This is a genomic window from Lysobacter ciconiae (assembly GCF_015209725.1).
Lineage (GTDB): Bacteria > Pseudomonadota > Gammaproteobacteria > Xanthomonadales > Xanthomonadaceae > Novilysobacter > Novilysobacter ciconiae.
The window spans coordinates 1,572,521-1,587,265 of sequence record NZ_CP063656.1 but is presented as its reverse complement, the minus strand read 5'-3'; the positions used below and the strand labels follow the sequence as shown (position 1 = coordinate 1,587,265).

At 66.0% G+C, this 14,745-nt stretch carries 16 protein-coding genes; 5 read left to right on the top strand and 11 right to left on the bottom strand.

The window, feature by feature from the left end:
- Nucleotides 1–7: 7 nt before the first annotated feature.
- Nucleotides 8–1,033, bottom strand: coding sequence for an SDR family oxidoreductase (locus tag INQ41_RS07240; RefSeq protein WP_193983175.1), 1,026 nt, complete (start codon nucleotides 1,031–1,033; stop codon nucleotides 8–10).
- Nucleotides 1,034–1,187: 154 nt separating this feature from the next.
- On the opposite strand from INQ41_RS07240, the gene INQ41_RS07235 reads away from it, so the two are divergent.
- Entirely contained in the window at nucleotides 1,188–1,718 is a 531-nt protein-coding gene (locus INQ41_RS07235) for a cysteine hydrolase family protein (RefSeq protein ID WP_193983173.1), read from the top strand.
- A 19-nt stretch (nucleotides 1,719–1,737) separates the two neighbouring features.
- Here INQ41_RS07235 and INQ41_RS07230 read toward each other — a convergent pair whose 3' ends face one another.
- The 7 genes from INQ41_RS07230 to INQ41_RS07200 all read right to left on the bottom strand — a co-directional run bounded on the left by INQ41_RS07230 (nucleotide 1,738) and on the right by INQ41_RS07200 (nucleotide 7,697).
- A complete protein-coding gene (locus INQ41_RS07230) occupies nucleotides 1,738–2,319 on the bottom strand; it encodes a diguanylate cyclase (RefSeq protein WP_193983171.1) in 582 nt (193 codons plus the stop codon).
- Between the two features lie 54 nt (nucleotides 2,320–2,373).
- Nucleotides 2,374–2,511, bottom strand: coding sequence for a hypothetical protein (locus INQ41_RS07225; protein WP_193983169.1), 138 nt, complete (start codon nucleotides 2,509–2,511; stop codon nucleotides 2,374–2,376).
- A 206-nt stretch (nucleotides 2,512–2,717) separates the two neighbouring features.
- The gene (locus tag INQ41_RS07220) at nucleotides 2,718–3,632 is read right to left on the bottom strand and encodes an NAD(P)/FAD-dependent oxidoreductase (protein WP_193983168.1); all 915 of its coding nucleotides are present in this window, start codon (nucleotides 3,630–3,632) and stop codon (nucleotides 2,718–2,720) included.
- Nucleotides 3,633–3,660: 28 nt separating this feature from the next.
- Complete coding sequence (locus INQ41_RS07215; protein WP_228076531.1) at nucleotides 3,661–4,623, bottom strand: FAD:protein FMN transferase; 963 nt, start codon at nucleotides 4,621–4,623, stop codon at nucleotides 3,661–3,663.
- The gene (locus INQ41_RS07210) at nucleotides 4,607–6,835 is read right to left on the bottom strand and encodes a PepSY domain-containing protein (protein ID WP_193983166.1); all 2,229 of its coding nucleotides are present in this window, start codon (nucleotides 6,833–6,835) and stop codon (nucleotides 4,607–4,609) included. The genes INQ41_RS07215 and INQ41_RS07210 overlap by 17 nt, the downstream gene beginning before the upstream one ends.
- A 27-nt stretch (nucleotides 6,836–6,862) precedes the next feature.
- On the bottom strand, nucleotides 6,863–7,333 hold the full coding sequence (locus tag INQ41_RS07205) for a DUF2271 domain-containing protein (RefSeq protein ID WP_193983164.1): 471 nt from the start codon (nucleotides 7,331–7,333) through the stop codon (nucleotides 6,863–6,865).
- 34 nt (nucleotides 7,334–7,367) lie between these two features.
- Nucleotides 7,368–7,697 carry a PepSY domain-containing protein gene (locus INQ41_RS07200; RefSeq protein WP_193983162.1) on the bottom strand — a complete coding sequence of 110 codons (330 nt, stop codon included), beginning with the start codon at nucleotides 7,695–7,697 and terminating at the stop codon, nucleotides 7,368–7,370.
- An 82-nt stretch (nucleotides 7,698–7,779) separates the two neighbouring features.
- On the opposite strand from INQ41_RS07200, the gene INQ41_RS07195 reads away from it, so the two are divergent.
- On the top strand, nucleotides 7,780–8,448 hold the full coding sequence (locus INQ41_RS07195; RefSeq protein WP_193983160.1) for a response regulator: 669 nt from the start codon (nucleotides 7,780–7,782) through the stop codon (nucleotides 8,446–8,448).
- A complete protein-coding gene (locus INQ41_RS07190) occupies nucleotides 8,445–9,779 on the top strand; it encodes a sensor histidine kinase (protein ID WP_193983158.1) in 1,335 nt (444 codons plus the stop codon). Before INQ41_RS07195 ends, INQ41_RS07190 begins: the two co-directional genes overlap by 4 nt.
- A gap of 10 nt (nucleotides 9,780–9,789) precedes the next feature.
- Here the strand turns inward: INQ41_RS07190 and INQ41_RS07185 are convergent, their stop codons facing one another.
- From INQ41_RS07185 to INQ41_RS07175, 3 genes are all read right to left on the bottom strand, one after another.
- Nucleotides 9,790–10,188 (bottom strand): hypothetical protein, encoded by a 399-nt coding sequence (locus INQ41_RS07185; protein WP_193983156.1) that lies wholly within the window; start codon nucleotides 10,186–10,188, stop codon nucleotides 9,790–9,792.
- Nucleotides 10,189–10,260: 72 nt separating this feature from the next.
- Nucleotides 10,261–11,493, bottom strand: a complete 1,233-nt coding sequence (locus INQ41_RS07180; protein WP_193983154.1) for a sensor histidine kinase — start codon at nucleotides 11,491–11,493, stop codon at nucleotides 10,261–10,263.
- Nucleotides 11,490–12,161: a response regulator transcription factor gene (locus INQ41_RS07175; protein ID WP_193987266.1), complete on the bottom strand. Its 672-nt coding sequence runs from the start codon at nucleotides 12,159–12,161 to the stop codon at nucleotides 11,490–11,492. Before INQ41_RS07175 ends, INQ41_RS07180 begins: the two co-directional genes overlap by 4 nt.
- Nucleotides 12,162–12,280: 119 nt before the next feature.
- On the opposite strand from INQ41_RS07175, the gene INQ41_RS07170 reads away from it, so the two are divergent.
- Complete coding sequence (locus tag INQ41_RS07170; protein WP_228076530.1) at nucleotides 12,281–13,072, top strand: phosphatase PAP2 family protein; 792 nt, start codon at nucleotides 12,281–12,283, stop codon at nucleotides 13,070–13,072.
- Nucleotides 13,069–14,730, top strand: coding sequence for a phosphoethanolamine transferase (locus INQ41_RS07165; RefSeq protein WP_193983150.1), 1,662 nt, complete (start codon nucleotides 13,069–13,071; stop codon nucleotides 14,728–14,730). Before INQ41_RS07170 ends, INQ41_RS07165 begins: the two co-directional genes overlap by 4 nt.
- Nucleotides 14,731–14,745: the final 15 nt, after the last annotated feature.

Sequence of the window (14,745 nt, the reverse complement as noted above, 5' to 3'; positions counted from 1 at the left end):
TCGCCGCTCAGCCCCTCGGTCCGCCCATCACCGGCAGCACGATCCCGCTGATGTAGGAGGCGGTAACCGGGGAGGCGAGGAACACGTAGGCAGGCGAGATCTCCTCGGGCTGAGCGGCGCGCTTCATGTCGCTGTCGCGTCCAAACTCGCCGACCTCCTCGGCCGGCTTGTCGGCCGGATTAAGCGGGGTCCAGACCGGACCCGGTGCGACCGCGTTGACCCGGATGCCGCGCTCCAGCAGGTTGCTCGCCAGGGACTGGGTGAAGGCGTGTATCGCCCCCTTGGTCGCGGAGTAGTCGAGCAGCGACTTGTGCCCGAAGATGCCCGTTTCCGAGCCGGTATTGATGATGCTCGAACCCTCCTTCAGGTGCGGCAGCGCCGCCTTCGCCATGCGGAAGTAGCCGCCGATATTGGTCTGCAGGGTTTCCTGCAGGTGCTCCTCGCTCAGGTCTTCCAGTTTCTCGGCATGCAGCTGGAACGCGGCGTTGTTGACCAGCACGTCCACTCCGCCGAGCGCTTTGACCGAGCGGGCGACGGCGCGCTCGCAGAATGCAGGGTCCTTGACGTCGCCACTGATCAGCACGCAGCTGCGCCCCTCGGCCTCCACGGCCGCCTTGGTGGCCTTGGCGTCCTTGTGCTCGTTGAGATAGACCACCGCAACGTCGGCGCCCTCGCGCGCGAACAACACCGATACGGCGCGCCCGATGCCCGAATCACCGCCCGTGACAATGGCCTTCATGCCGGTGAGCTTGCCGCTGCCTTTGTAGTCGGGCGCTTGGTAACGCGGAGCGAGGCGGAGCTCATGCTCATTGCCCGGCTTGGGCAGATGCTGGGCCGGCATGTCGACCGGTTGCTCGCGGGTGCCAGCCTGGACGGCATCGGTCTTTTTCCGGGATTTACTGGTGGGCTTCGGCTTGGAAGACTTCGCGTCGATGGGCTCCTGCAGATTCTGCTGGCGTTCCGCCGTGCGCGCCGCCTTCTTCGCCTCGGCCGAGGATTTTTTCCCGGCGCCGGGTTTGGATGAGCTGGCCATGAAACCTCCGTGTGGGTGCGTGGGCGCGGATCCGCGCGGTTTTCCAACGCTACGAAGGGTCGATTCAACGGCGGGTGAAACCCGCACGGGCGGTTCACATTCCCGTGAGCCACCGGCGCACAGATTTCCCCGCATGGCACACCGGAAATCACCGATGAAGGTTTCAGCACATACGGCACTGCTGGTGATCGACATGATCAACCCGTTCGACTTCGAGGACGGCGCAGCCCACGCCAAGGCGGCACTTTCGATCGCGCCGGCCATCGGCCGCGTGAAGGCGCGGGTGCGCGATGCGGGTGGACAGTGCATCTATGTCAACGACAACTTCGGCCGCTGGAAGTCGAATTTCCTGCAGATCATCGAACGCGCCGACAAGGGACTGGCGCCGCAGATCCTCGACCACCTGATGCCGGACGAGGAGGACCTGTTCGTGCTCAAGCCCAGGCATTCCGCGTTCTTCCAGACCCCACTCCCGCTGCTGCTCGAATCGCTGGAAAGCACTGGCGTGGTAATCACCGGAATCGCTGCCGATGCCTGCGTTCTGGTGAGCGCTCTGGACGCGCACATGCGCGGGTTCGACGTCCATGCGCCTTCCGACTGTGTGGCGGCGCTGTCACAGCCGCGCAAGCAGGCCGCGTTGCAGGTGATGCGCAACGCGGACGTGCTGACCACGGCGGCGGGGTAGGCCGGGACCCGAAAGCGAGTTACGGCGTTGCGGCGCGTCCGTGGCGGGCGCGCAGCGTCCTGCGCAGTTCCAGCAGCCCGGGCGCAACGATGATGAGCAAGGAGGCTGCGATCACCGCGGCGATAACCCACGGCGCAAAACGCGGCGTTCGTAAATGCAGCGACCAGTTCGCGCTGCCCGGCGAGAGCAGCGACACCGTCTGCGGCCAGTGGAGCACGCAGATGATTGCCAGCCCCACCAGCGGGAGCACGATCAGGAATGCGTGCAGAAACTGCTCCACGGGCGGGATGGGTCGCAGCGGTGCCGTGTAGCTCAGGTCCCAGTAGGCCGTTGCGGTATGCGTCGCCGAGGCCACGAACGCCAGCACCAGCACGCTCGCGTCGACCTCCAGAAACAGGATGGCGATGATCGGCAGGCCCATCTGCGCGGTCTGCAGCAGATGCAGAACAGATTCGCGAACCCCGGACGTTTGCGCGATATCGGTTCGCGCGTGGCAGATGAAGTCAGCGGCGCCCGCGGCGAGCCACAACGGGAATATCACGAAGCCGAGCAGGCCCCAAAGCAACGCGCTGGAAACGCCGTCCACGGTGTAAATCTCCATCAGGTGAAAGCAGAAACGCCCGCAATTGCGGGCGTTCCTGGCTGCGCTTCAGGTTCAACGGCTCTTGGAGTCGTCGCTTTTCTTGGTGCTCTTGGACGTGCTGCCTGACGAGGACTTGCCGCTCTTCTGATCCGAGCCGCTGGCCTGCTTCTTGTCAGATTTGTCCGTCGATTGTTTCTTGTCGGTTGGCATGGTCATCTCCTGTGAGCCCTGCGAGGGCACGTCAAAAGCTATTCCCGGATTTGTGATGACGGCGTGGTCTGGGAAGGCTTCTGAAGGTGCTCCGGCGCTCACGTCATGAATGATTCACGTTCTGCGTTTGTCCCCGCCGGGCTTGGCTCTTGGCGCTCGCCGTATGCGACCGCGTTAGTGATCGGCCAGCGCCGGCAATGGGTGGCTCAGCGCGGATTTGGCGGCAGGGCTCTGTGCACTGCCGTTGCCGCGATCGCTGCCTGTCCGACCGCCACGCTGATCTGGTTGAGCGCGCTGACCACGTCGCCTATCGCGTAGACCGCGCTTACGCTGGTCTGCATGTGGGCGTCGACGATCAACGCTCCGGTATCGTCGGTCTTCGCGGCCAGCGGCGACAACAGGGAAGACTGGACGTCTGAGCCCAGGACCGGATAAAGGGTGTCGAAGCGATGACGGGATCCGTCCGGGAGCTGCGCCTCGCAGCCGCCGTCGACCAGGCGCCACCGCTCCGGCGCCGCAAGCAGTGTCACGCCGCTGGCGGCGGCGCGTGCTCTCAGCGCCGGGTCCCCGTCAAGACCGTCGGTCGCGATGGCGGTGACGCTGCGCGAGAACGTCCGCAGGAACTCGGCGTGGCCGATCGCCTCCTCGCCGCGGCCCAGCACCGCGATCGCGTCATCCCGGGCCTCATACCCGTCGCAGACCGCGCACAGCCGGATAGCGCCGGTGGCGATGGCATCCTCGGCGCCTTCAATCTCGGGCAGCAGGTCGACCACGCCGGTGGCCAGGATGATGCTGCGGGCGCGCCATTGGCGTGTCGCGGAGCGGGCGATGAAGATATTTCCGGCGCGTTCCAGCGCGTCCACCCGGTCCTCGACCACGGGCACGTCGTACTGGGTGGCGTGCTCGCGGAAGCGGGCCAGCAGCTCATTGCCTGCCACGCCAAACGGAAAACCCGGGCAGTTGTGGCTTGCCGGGATCCAGCGCGCGCGGCTCTGACCCGCGTCGACCAGCACCAGCTTGCGACGGAAGCGCGCCAGGTAGGTCGCCGCCGTCAAACCACCCGGACCGCCGCCGATGACCAGGCAATCAAGAACCGTATCGTCGGTATCAGGTGCAGTCATTGCGCGCTCCGGTAGAAAGCGGTGGATGTTAGCCGACGTGGATCTCCTGAAAGCCGTCGCCATCGTGCAGGGTGAACAATGCCTCCATTCCACGTTCACGCGCCAGCCTGACCCCTTCCGTCTCGCCCAAGGCGAGCAAGGCGGTCGCCCATGCGTCGGCAAGCATGCACGTGGCGTCCACGACGCTGACCGCGGCGAGTCGGTTGCTGGCCGGCTGCTGGCCGGTGGCGTCCATCGTGTGCGGGTAGCTGCGGCCGTCATGCTCAACCCAGTGTCGGTAGTCGCCGGACGTGGCAATTGCCGCGTCAGCCAACTCCATCACCCCGGTGACCTCGCGCACACCGCGGACAGGCTTCTCGATCGCGACGGCCCAGGGACGGCCGTCTGGCTTGCGGCCGCGGGCGCGCATCTCACCGTCTATCCCGACGAGGTAGCGGGTAATGCCGAAACCGTCGAGACAGCGGGCCAGTTGGTCCACCCCAAACCCCTTGGCGATCCCCGCGAGATCCAGGATGATCGCCGCCCGCTTGCGGACGCGGCTCTGCGGGGCTTCCAGTTCGAGGATCTCGGATGCGGCGCGGCGGACACCCGCTTTACGAGCGGCGATCGCCGTGAGGTCGATCGCGCCCCGGGCGGGGCCGAAACCCCAGGACTGGACCAGATCGCCGACGCCGATATCGAACGCGCCCCGGGACTGTCGACCGACCTGCAGGGCGGTTTCCAGCACCGTGAACAGCTCGGCCGGAACCGTGATCCATTGGTTGATCGGCGCGGCATTCAGCCGGCTCAGATCGGAATCGGCCTTCCAGCTCGACATCTGTCGATCGACGGTATCCACAGCGGCGAAGAGCCGCTGGCCAATGTCCGGCTCATCGACGCCCGGCGCGGCAAAGAACAGCGCGCTGTAACGGGTGCCCATCGTCTCGCCGTGCAGGCTGTACCGCTGCATCACCGCGACGGATGAATCAGCGGATTCAGAAGACGTCTTCACGGTAGCGCCCCTGCAGTTTGAGGGTGGCAACATCCAGGCCGATCGGAGCCACGATGGCGTCGATGGTCTGGCGGATGCTGTCGGCCATCGCGCGGCCGCCGCAGACCAGGATCTGAGCGCCGTCTTCAATCAGTCGCCGCATCTGCGAGGCGTGGTCCAGCAGCCGGTCCTGCACGTAACCGCCATTGGCGGTGCGGGAGAAAATCGCGTTCAACCCGGTCAGCCGGTGATCGGCCAGGTAGCCGTCCAGCTCCGGCTCGTAGAGGAAGTCCGACGCCGGGTCGCGGCCGCCCCAGTACAGATACATCGGGTGTTTACCGGTGTTGTTGCGGATGAATCCGGCCAGCGGCCCGATTCCTGTTCCGGCGCCGATGAGAACCACCGGCGACTTGCCCGAGGCCGGCCGGAAGTCGGGGTTGGGTTGGATAAACGCATCGATCCGGGCGCCGGGTTGCAGGTCGTGAAGCATCCCCGAACACAGGCCGCCGGGGTGCTTGCGCACACAGATTTCAAGGAAGCCGTCGCTGGATCCGCTGGCAAGGGAATAGAACCGCGGGACCGGGCTTCCCGGCGCCACGATTCCCACCAGATCACCTGCGTCGAAGTGGGGCAGTTCACTGATACCGAGCATCCGACGCAACCTCCCGCCAGCGCTCGGTGAGGCGACCGGCCCGAAGCGCAGGATGCTGGTCGGCGCATTGACCTGGGCACCGTAGTCCATCCGGCTGATCAGCTCGAGTGGGCAGGTTTGGGGGTGGGACGGTACGTGTGTCAGCCCCAGCTTGAGGGACAGTGCAGGTTCAACCGCCTCTCCCCAGCGCGCGAACTCCTGCGAGGACTGCCGGTCCACGGTGTCCAGCTCGAGAAATTCGGTCCAGCCGCGGCGAAACAGGGCCTCGCGGGCTTCCCTGGCGAACTGGCAGAACCGCGGGAACTGGCGATCGCCGAAACCCAGGACCGCGAACGCCGGCTTGTTGTCACCGCTGAACCTTTCCAGGCGCGCAAGGAACTGCCTGGCCGAGGTGGGCGCGTCTCCGTCACCGTAGGTGGCGGTGAGTACGAACAGGTGGCGTGCCTGGCGATACTCCTTCGCCAGCAGGTTCATCGGGGCGGTGTGCACCCGCTTGCCGGCCTTGTGCAACGCGTCGTGCAACGCGTTCGCAAAGCCCCAGGTGCTGTTGCCTTCGCTGCCCACAAGGATGACGGTGTCTGCCGCCTGCGCGCCGCTGTTGTTGGCGATGCGCGGCATCAGGCGGCGACGCTGCCACCACATCACCACGCCGGTGGCGCTCATCACCGGAACGCTGAGTGCACAGACGCCCAGCAGGAGACCCAGCCACCACAGTCCCTCGCCGGTGTGCAGGCGGTAGATCAGTTCATGGATGTTCTGGACCCGGTCATGTGGCTGGAAGACCAGCAGGACGCCCGTGGCCTGGTCAATGTAGCCGTCGCCCTGCGCGGTGGCGAGCGAGTAGAAGTCCGAGGGAGTGTCCGGCATCGGATAGACGAGTTCGCGCAGGTCCTGGAGATCCATCTCCAGCAGAGCGGGCAGGGTGCCCACCGGTACCGGCGCGTCTGGCGTCTCCACCGCAGTCGGGAACGCAGGCTCGGTATCCGCCCCCTCGGGTATCAGGCCAAAGGTGGTCGCCGACATGAGGATGCCGGTCAGCGCGGACATCAGCAGCCCCAACAGGGCGATTCTCCCGAGCTCCGAGTGCCAACGCTGGCTGAAACTGCCTCGCAGTGGGCGCAACAGCTGCCGCCATCCCCCGACGCGCTTGAGCAGCAGTGCCATGCCTGACACGCACAGGACCAGCATCGTCAGCGCCGAGATCCCGGCCGCGGCCCTGCCCGGCGTGTCTGCAAGAAATGAGCGATGCAGGTTCTTGATCCAGCGCGTGGTGGGCGAGGGCGCGTACGGGCCGATCGCCTTTCCGCTGAGCGGGTCGACACGCATCGCCTCGGCCCGGTCACCCTGGTTGTAGTAGACGATGATCGAGCCGGACGGGCTGCGCTGGATCTGCTCCACGCCGACGAAGTTCTCGGCTATCCGCTCCGCAAGCAGGGCGACGCTGACCTGCCCACGCTCCGGCACCGTCGTTCCCAGCCGGTCAATGGCTGGATTGACCGACAGGATCGCGCCGCTGATCGCCAATACGGCGATCAGCAGCCCAAGGACAAGAGCGGGCAGTGAGTGAATCCGACGCAACATGATGCGGACCTCCTTCAGGCCGATCGATTACATGTCGTAAGTGAATGACTGCACGTAACCGCGCCCCGCAGTCGCTTTGCCGCTGCCGGCCTTGGTCAGGGGCGCCCGCACGTCGGCGGGATTGTCGCGACCGTCCTCCACCGCGGTGTCGATCCGTATTTCATAGCCGGCATCGATCAACGCGTCCTCAAGTTCGGCGGTGACCTTGAGGGTGCGCCCGCTGCCGACGCTCGCGCCGCTCACGCCGTCAAACTCGCTCGCCCGCATGCCGCTGCCGCGGGCCCAGTCGCGCAGGTTCTTGTAGTACTTCGACTTCTTGCCCGAGACCCAGAGTGTCTTGTGGTACTTGCCCGCGGCATCGGTGACATAGATGGCCAGGTAGGCGCCGTCACCGCCGTGGGCTTTCATCTGGGTGGTCAGGGTGACCGGCCGGGCATCAGCCAGTGCGGGCAGGGCCATGGCACCGGCCAGGCAGAGGGATAGGACGAGCTTGTTCATGTTGTTGCTCCTGCAATCGGGTGGGTGGCGGACTTCACTTGGCCCTCTGGTCCGGTTTTCGGTCCAGGTAGTCGCGGGCGCCGCCTTTGCCGTCGAACTTGATCTTCAGCTCACGGATCTGCAGCGATGCCGGGGAGTACTCGGCCTTGAAGCGGTTTCCCAGCTTGTCGGTCCCGCGGACTTCGTAGCAGCCGTCGTCGACCTTGATGCGCTGGACTTCCCAGCCCTGTTGTTCCAGCTGCTGGCGCAGGACTTCCCGCGGCTGCCAGTCGGCTACGGGATCGGTACAGTCGTCACTGGCCAGTGCGCCGCCGCTGAAGGCGAGGCCGACGAGGACGACGCCGGTCAGAGTGAGCAGTTTCATGAGTGCGATCTCCTTTGAGTGGGTGCAACGTGGACTCTGGCGGAGCATCCTGATGCCAGCCTTAAGGCGGGGGTTTTTTGCAATGCGGGTACTGTTGATCGAGGACAACGCCGACCTGGGCCAGGCCGTGCGCGAGCAGATCGGCGATGACGGACACGCGGTGGATTGGGTGCAGACACTGGCTTACGCGCAACTGGCGATCGGCTCGACTCCGTACGACCTTCTCCTGCTCGACCTGATGCTGCCCGACGGCCGCGGCATCGATTTCCTGCGCCGCCTGCGCTCGGCCGCCGACCGCACGCCGGTCATCATCCTGACGGCCATGGACCAGCTGTCCGACCGCATTGCCGGCCTCAACGCCGGGGCAGATGACTACCTGGTCAAGCCGTTCGACCTGTCGGAACTGTCCGCCCGCGTGGCTGCCGTGGCGCGTCGTTACAGCGGCAATCCGAACCCGCGGTTGCAGCTGGGCGAGCTGTCCATCGACTTGACGGATCGAAGCATCCAGCGCGAAGGGGAAGCCATCGCCTTGACGGCGCGGGAATGGGCGCTGCTGGAAGCCTTCCTCCAGCGCCCGGGCGCGTTGTTGTCGAAGTCCCAGTTGGAGGAACGCCTGTACGAGTTCGGGGCCGAGATAGAGAGCAATGCGGTGGAGGTCCATGTCAGCCACCTGCGTAAAAAGCTCGGCTTCAACGTGGTCGATACCGTCCGCGGCATGGGCTACCGGTTGGGCCGGCTCGAGCAGCCATGAAGGCGGCGGGCAGTCTGCAGAAGCAGCTCGTTTACGGCCTCACTCTGGGGATCGTCGTGTTGTGGGTGGTCGCGACCGCCCTGTCCGGGCTGATCGTGCAGAACCGGCTCGACGATGCGTTCGACGATGCGATGCAGGGCGCTGCGCAGCGGATCCTGCCGCTCGCGGTCATGGACATCCTCAATCGCGAAGAGCCACTTACCCAGCAGAGGGTGGCGCCACTGAATGCGCTTCCCGGCCAGGTCGCGTATCTGGTGCGCGACCGCGAGGGCACCATCCTGCTGCAATCGCGCGACGCCGACCTGACGGTCTTTGGCCCACCGACGATGCAGGGCTTCAGCACGACGCCGACCCACCGCCTGTACGGCGCCAGTGCACTGCGCGACACGCTGTTCCTGCAGGTGGCCGAACCCCTGTCATATCGCCGCAAGGCCGCGCGGGATGCCACCTTTGCCCTGCTGCTGCCACTGCTGGTGCTGGTGCCCGCCAGCCTGCTGGGCGTCTGGCTGTTCGTGCGTTTCAGCCTGCGCAGCGTGCGCTCCTATCGACGCGCGGTCGAAGCCCGAGGCGTAGGTGACCTCTCGCCGATCCAGACCGCGCCCTTGCCGCTGGAAATCCGTCCGAGCGCGGATGCGGTCAACAACCTGATTGATCGCCTGCGGCGTGCGCTTGAGACCGAGCGCAGGTTCACCGCCAACAGTGCGCACGAGCTGCGCACCCCGCTGGCGGCCGCGCTTGCCCAGGTGCAGCGTCTCCGCCATGAGGCGGCCGACGGACCGGTCAAGGATCGCGCAGCGCAGATCGAGGCATCGCTGAGGGAGCTGGCGCGCCTCGCCGAGAAGTTGATGCAACTGGCAAAGGCGGAGGGCGGGAGCGTGCTTGCGGACGTTCCCCAGGACCTGGCGATGCTGCTGAACCACGTTGTGGAGGATCTGCAACGCGTGGCCACGGTTCCCATCCAGCTGACGCTGCCGCCGGATGGGCCGGTCCTCTCACCGATCGATGCAGACGCATTCGCGATCCTGGCGCGAAATTTGATCGAGAACGCGTTGAAACACGGCGCGCCGGGACGTCCCATCAATGTCGAACTGACCACAGACGCGCGGCTTACCGTCGTCAATGCCGGCGACGTCCTGGACCCCGCCGAGCTGGCACAGCTGACCGAGCGTTTCGTCCGCGGTAGCGGCCGGGCGCCCGGCTATGGGCTGGGATTGGCGATCGTCTCGACCGTTGCGACGGCGGCACGCGCCGAGCTCAAATTGGCCTCGCCCGCCACTGACCGGGCAGACGGATTCCAGGCCTCAGTGCAGTTTCCGGTTGCCGGGATGTGATTCGGGGCGCTCAGTGCAGCCCGCTGCGGTCGGCCGCGCTGCTCGCGGATGAGGACGGGTTGGTCTTCATCTTCTCGTCGAGCTGGGCCTCGAACTGCGGAAAGTCAAGTCCGAGCTGACGCGCTTCGGTGTGGGCGGCATCGCGCAGCGCATCGGAGAACTTGAGCGTTGTGGTGGCACCGGTGCGCTCGTGCATCGAGGCGGCACGGCGGATGAGGGCCAGCATGGTGGCGGCGCTGTCGGAGCTGCCGACCATCTTGCCGTCCATGCCGAGCACCCATTCGCCATCGCGGCGGACGATTCCACACAGCAGCTTGCCGGCCGCATCGCGCAGGTCGGCGTGGGGCTCGATGCCCGTATCGGGGGTGTCGTCATTGTCGTTGCGGCTGCCATTGAACTTGCTGGACATCAGGATTCCCTACTGTTGCGGGGCGCATCAAGCGGGGTGCGGGGACGCCACAGGATACGGCAGGGCGAGGTTCTATCCCTGAGCGAGGCGTATATCGACGATGCCTGAGGCGGCGTTGGTGTCGTCGATCTCCCAGCCGATGCGGTGGGCAAGCCGACCGACCAGCGTCAGGCCAAGGCGACGGTCGCTGCTGGCAGGGCGGGGCCTCGAGGTGGTGGGTCGCCGGGTGTCATCGCCGTCGAAGACGAACGAGATCCTGCTGTCGCAGATCGAGACACGCAGCGCTCCCTGCACGCCCGGAGGCAGCAGGCGGCGCAACACGCCGTGGACGATCAGGGTCGCGTCGCTCGCCGGCAGTTCCATGTCGATCTCGGGGCCTTCCAGGGCGACGCTCACCGATCCGTCGGCGATTGAAGGAACCCCTTTCAAGCAGGACGACAGCCAGCCGCGCAGTTCCACCGACTCTGCCAAATCCACCCGGTGGCGGGCCAGTCGCATCAGCGCATCGATGAGTTCCGACAGTTCACGGATGCCGCGGTCCAGGCGGTGCAGACGGGGCTGCAGGGCCGGCATGTCGGCGCTGTCCTCCAGCAGCAACTCGGTCGCGCCGCGCACGACGGAAATCGGTGTGCGCAGTTCGTGGCTGGCATCGCCCAGGAAAGCCTGCTCGGCTTCGGCGGCAGCGGCCAGGCGGGCCTGGTAGTCATCAATTGCCGTGGCCAGCTGTCCCAGTTCGTCGGGCGGCAGTTGGGCTGCGAGCGCCGTGCGTTCGGGCTGGGTCGGCAACGCGGCGACGGACTCGGCCAGTTGCTGGACCGGGCGCACGACCCGACCCGACAGGAGCCATCCCAGCCACGCGCTGAAAGCGGTTCCTGCTAGCACCACCACGGCGAGGACGAAGGCGAGGTAGCGCTCCAGCGCTTCAATGTCGTGCAGGTCCATCACAAAGAACAGGCGTCCGGCCGCGGTATCGAACACGCCCAGGAACACCTCGTCGCCATCCGGGTCGCGTACCTCACGGATCCCCGGTGCCTGCGCCAGGAATACGTCCGGAACTTCGCCGCGGTTGCCCGGCAGGAGCTGATAGCCGCTGACCCGGTCGCTGCGTGGAAGGTCGATACCGGGCTCGCGCTGCAGCCGTTCGGCGTAATCATGCGCCTGGCCGGTGAGGATGGAGTCCACCAGGACGCGCTCGTACTCCTCGGCGATGAACACCACGCCCAGCGCAAACACCACGCTCAGGACGGCGCCCATGGCCGTGTACAGCAAGGTCACGCGCGTGCGCAGCGGCAACGGGAACCTCATTCGGGTGGCACCAGGCGGTAACCGATGGCGTGCACGGTGCGGATCAGTGGCGTGTCGAACGGCTTGTCCACCAGGTTTCTAAGGTCATACATATGCGTGTGCAGGGAGGCTGCATCGCCGCCGCGGTTGCCCGCAACGGCCCGGATCAGCAGGTCATGGGTGACCACTCCGGGTGATCGTTTCATCAGCAGCTCCAGGATGCTGCTCTGGCTGCGTGTAAGCGCGATCCGGGAACCGCCGCGACTGGCGACCATCGCCTGGACGTCCAGTTCCAGCGGGCCGGTTACGAGCGGCACCAGTGGCGAGGGCGCACCGCGACGGTGCAATGCCCGTATGCGCGCTTCCAGTTCCTTGAGTTCAAACGGCTTGACCATGTAGTCATCCGCGCCCTCATGGAACCCGCGGATCTTGTCGTCGAGCGTGTCGCGGGCGGTCAACATCAACACCGGTGTTCCACGGCCGGCCTCACGCAGCTGCCGGCACAGGTCCAGTCCGTCCAGGCGGGGCAGGCCAAGGTCCAGCACGATCACGTCGAATGCGATGCGCAGGGCCTGTATCAGCCCGGTCTCGCCGTCGGCGGCGTGGTCGACCTCGTGGCCGCGGCGCTCCAGGAAGTCCCAGATGTTGGCGGCGATATCGTGCTGGTCTTCCACGATCAGGATTTTCAGGGAGTCGGACATTGGCTCTGCTGGGGCACGGATCCAGGCAAGTCTAGTCCGGGCCGCTGGCGACCGATAACGAACGCCTGAGAAATGGCTGAGAGATCGCTACAACGGGGCGCACATGCTTGGCGCTGGCCCCCTCCCGTAGTTTCGACGTGCCCGCCATTCACGCAACGCGATCCGACGAGTTCTGTCCATCCGAACGCCTTCCCTCGACGGGGAGGCCAAAGCGCGCTTTCCTGCGCCATCACCTTGTATATCCGCTCCTGGCGGCGGCCGCAGCCAGCGTAATGCTGATCAATGCAGGCGGCGATTTTTTACTCGCGGACCTGCTGTACGCGGCCCAAGGCCACACGTGGGCCCTGCGCGAGAGTTGGATCACCACAACGGTGGTGCACGAGGCCGGCAAGACCGTCTCCGCCGCCGCGTGGCTGGGCGTCTTGCTCGCATGGCTGTGGAGTCTTTTCGACAAGAGGCTGACCCGTTGGCGTCGCCCGCTGGGATATCTGGCGTGGGCAACGCTGGCAGGAGCGGTCACCGTATCGCTGCTCAAGGCAGGTAGCGGGATGGATTGTCCGTGGGACCTGCAGCGCTACGGTGGCTTGCAGCCGTTTGTCGGCTTGTTTGATGCGCGGCCGCCGAGCATGGGTCGTGCGGCGTGCTTTCCCGCCGGCCACGCAAGCGCCGGTTACGCGTGGGTGACGCTCTACTTCTTCTTTTGCGCACTGCGACCGCGCTGGCGGTGGGCAGGACTTGCGGTTGCGCTGGGGTTGGGCGCGTTGTTCGGGATCAGCCAGCAGTTGCGCGGAGCCCACTTCCTTTCCCACGACCTGTGGACCTTGATCATCTGTTGGCTGGTGGCACTGGGCGGATCAACGTGGCTCCTTCGCCCCAACGGGAAGGGGACGTCGGCATGAGCGCCATCGTCCAAACCCGCGACGCGCGTCGCCGCGTATCGGTGTGGCGCCCTTGGGTCAGTCAGGAGGGCATGGTCCTGGCAGCGAGTATCTTCTTTACCGTCGCCTGCAACGCCGCGTTCTGGCGTGCCTACGCCGGGACCGGTGCGCTGGAAAGCGCACGCGGCTGGGTGACCGCCGCGTCGCTGGCAACGGCGATGACCGGTCTGCATTTCCTGCTGCTGTGCGTGGTCATGAACCGCTGGACAGCCAAACCGGTGCTGTCGGTGTTGCTTGTGGTCACCGCGCTGGCCGGCTATTACTCCCACCATTACGGCGTCTATCTGGATCCCGACATGATCCGCAACGTCCTGCATACCGACAGCCGCGAGGCCCGCGAATTGTTGACGCCCGGGCTGGCGCTGCCCGTGCTGGCCGCACTCATCCCCGTGGCGATGGTCTGGTGGACGCGGATTCCTGCGCAAGCGCCCGCGCCCGCGCTGTTGCGGCGTGTGCTCCTCATGGTGGCCGTCGCGGCCGTGACCACCGGCGCACTATTGGTGTCGTTCCAGGATATCTCTGCGCTGATGCGCAACCGGACGGAGTTGCGCCACCTGATCGCCCCGGGCAACTACCTCGTCTCCCTGATACGGGTCGCGACGGAGGATCCCGCGGCGGCCGTCCGCGCACGCCAACCGGTCGGCAGCGACGCCCTCGTTGTGGGGCGCGGCGACGGCAAACCGCGGGTGCTGGTGATCGTGGTGGGCGAAACCGTGCGAGCCCAGAACTGGGGCCTCAATGGCTACGCGCGCCAGACCACGCCCGAGCTGGCCAATCTGGATGTCCTCAACTTCACCGACGTGAGCGCGTGCGGCTCCAGCACCGATGTCTCCCTGCCGTGCATGTTCTCCGCGCAGGGGCGACGTGGCTACGACAAGCGCGCGATCAGGGAGTCGGAGTCGCTGCTCAACGTGCTCGACCACGCGGGCATCGCGACCCTGTGGCGCGACACCCAGGGCGGCTGCAAGGGCGTATGCGCCGGCTTGCCGTTTGAATCCCTCGTGGACGCCCGGGTTCCGGAACTGTGCAACACGGAGCGATGCCTGGACGAGGTCCTATTGCACGACCTCCGGGCGAAGATCGACACCCAGGATCGCGATCAGGTAATCGTGCTGCACCAGCTGGGCAATCACGGGCCGAGCTATTACCAGCGTTACCCGGATCAGTTCCGCCGGTTCCTCCCGGTGTGTGAATCAGCGGACCTGGGCAAGTGCCGCCAGGCGGAGATCGTCAACGCCTACGACAACGCGATCCTCTATACCGACCATTTCCTCGCCCGTTTGATCGAAACCCTGGGCGCGGACGACACCCGCGACAGTGCGGTGATCTATGTCTCCGACCACGGCGAATCGCTGGGCGAGGGCAATCTCTATCTGCACGGGATGCCTTACGCGATCGCGCCGGCCACCCAGCTGAAGGTGCCCATGGTGATGTGGCTGTCACCAGCGCTGGCGGCGGACCGGCATATCGACATCGGCTGCATGCGCCAGCGTCTCGACGCACCTGCCACGCACGACAATCTTTTCAGTTCGGTGCTGGGGCTGATGCAGGTGGACACGACCGTCTACGACCCGAGCCAGGACCTGCTCGCGCCGTGCATGGGTCGCGGGCACGGCTGATCGGGCGCTCGCTTG

Bases quoted from the DNA above. Each gene is read 5' to 3' on its own strand.
- INQ41_RS07240 (WP_193983175.1), bottom strand. From the start codon at position 1,033: ATGGCCAGCTCATCCAAACCCGGCGCCGGGAAAAAATCCTCGGCCGAG.
- INQ41_RS07235 (WP_193983173.1), top strand. From the start codon at position 1,188: ATGAAGGTTTCAGCACATACGGCACTGCTGGTGATCGACATGATCAAC.
- INQ41_RS07230 (WP_193983171.1), bottom strand. From the start codon at position 2,319: ATGGAGATTTACACCGTGGACGGCGTTTCCAGCGCGTTGCTTTGGGGC.
- INQ41_RS07225 (WP_193983169.1), bottom strand. From the start codon at position 2,511: ATGCCAACCGACAAGAAACAATCGACGGACAAATCTGACAAGAAGCAG.
- INQ41_RS07220 (WP_193983168.1), bottom strand. From the start codon at position 3,632: ATGACTGCACCTGATACCGACGATACGGTTCTTGATTGCCTGGTCATC.
- INQ41_RS07210 (WP_193983166.1), bottom strand. From the start codon at position 6,835: ATGTTGCGTCGGATTCACTCACTGCCCGCTCTTGTCCTTGGGCTGCTG.
- INQ41_RS07205 (WP_193983164.1), bottom strand. From the start codon at position 7,333: ATGAACAAGCTCGTCCTATCCCTCTGCCTGGCCGGTGCCATGGCCCTG.
- INQ41_RS07200 (WP_193983162.1), bottom strand. From the start codon at position 7,697: ATGAAACTGCTCACTCTGACCGGCGTCGTCCTCGTCGGCCTCGCCTTC.
- INQ41_RS07195 (WP_193983160.1), top strand. From the start codon at position 7,780: ATGCGGGTACTGTTGATCGAGGACAACGCCGACCTGGGCCAGGCCGTG.
- INQ41_RS07190 (WP_193983158.1), top strand. From the start codon at position 8,445: ATGAAGGCGGCGGGCAGTCTGCAGAAGCAGCTCGTTTACGGCCTCACT.
- INQ41_RS07185 (WP_193983156.1), bottom strand. From the start codon at position 10,188: ATGTCCAGCAAGTTCAATGGCAGCCGCAACGACAATGACGACACCCCC.
- INQ41_RS07180 (WP_193983154.1), bottom strand. From the start codon at position 11,493: ATGAGGTTCCCGTTGCCGCTGCGCACGCGCGTGACCTTGCTGTACACG.
- INQ41_RS07165 (WP_193983150.1), top strand. From the start codon at position 13,069: ATGAGCGCCATCGTCCAAACCCGCGACGCGCGTCGCCGCGTATCGGTG.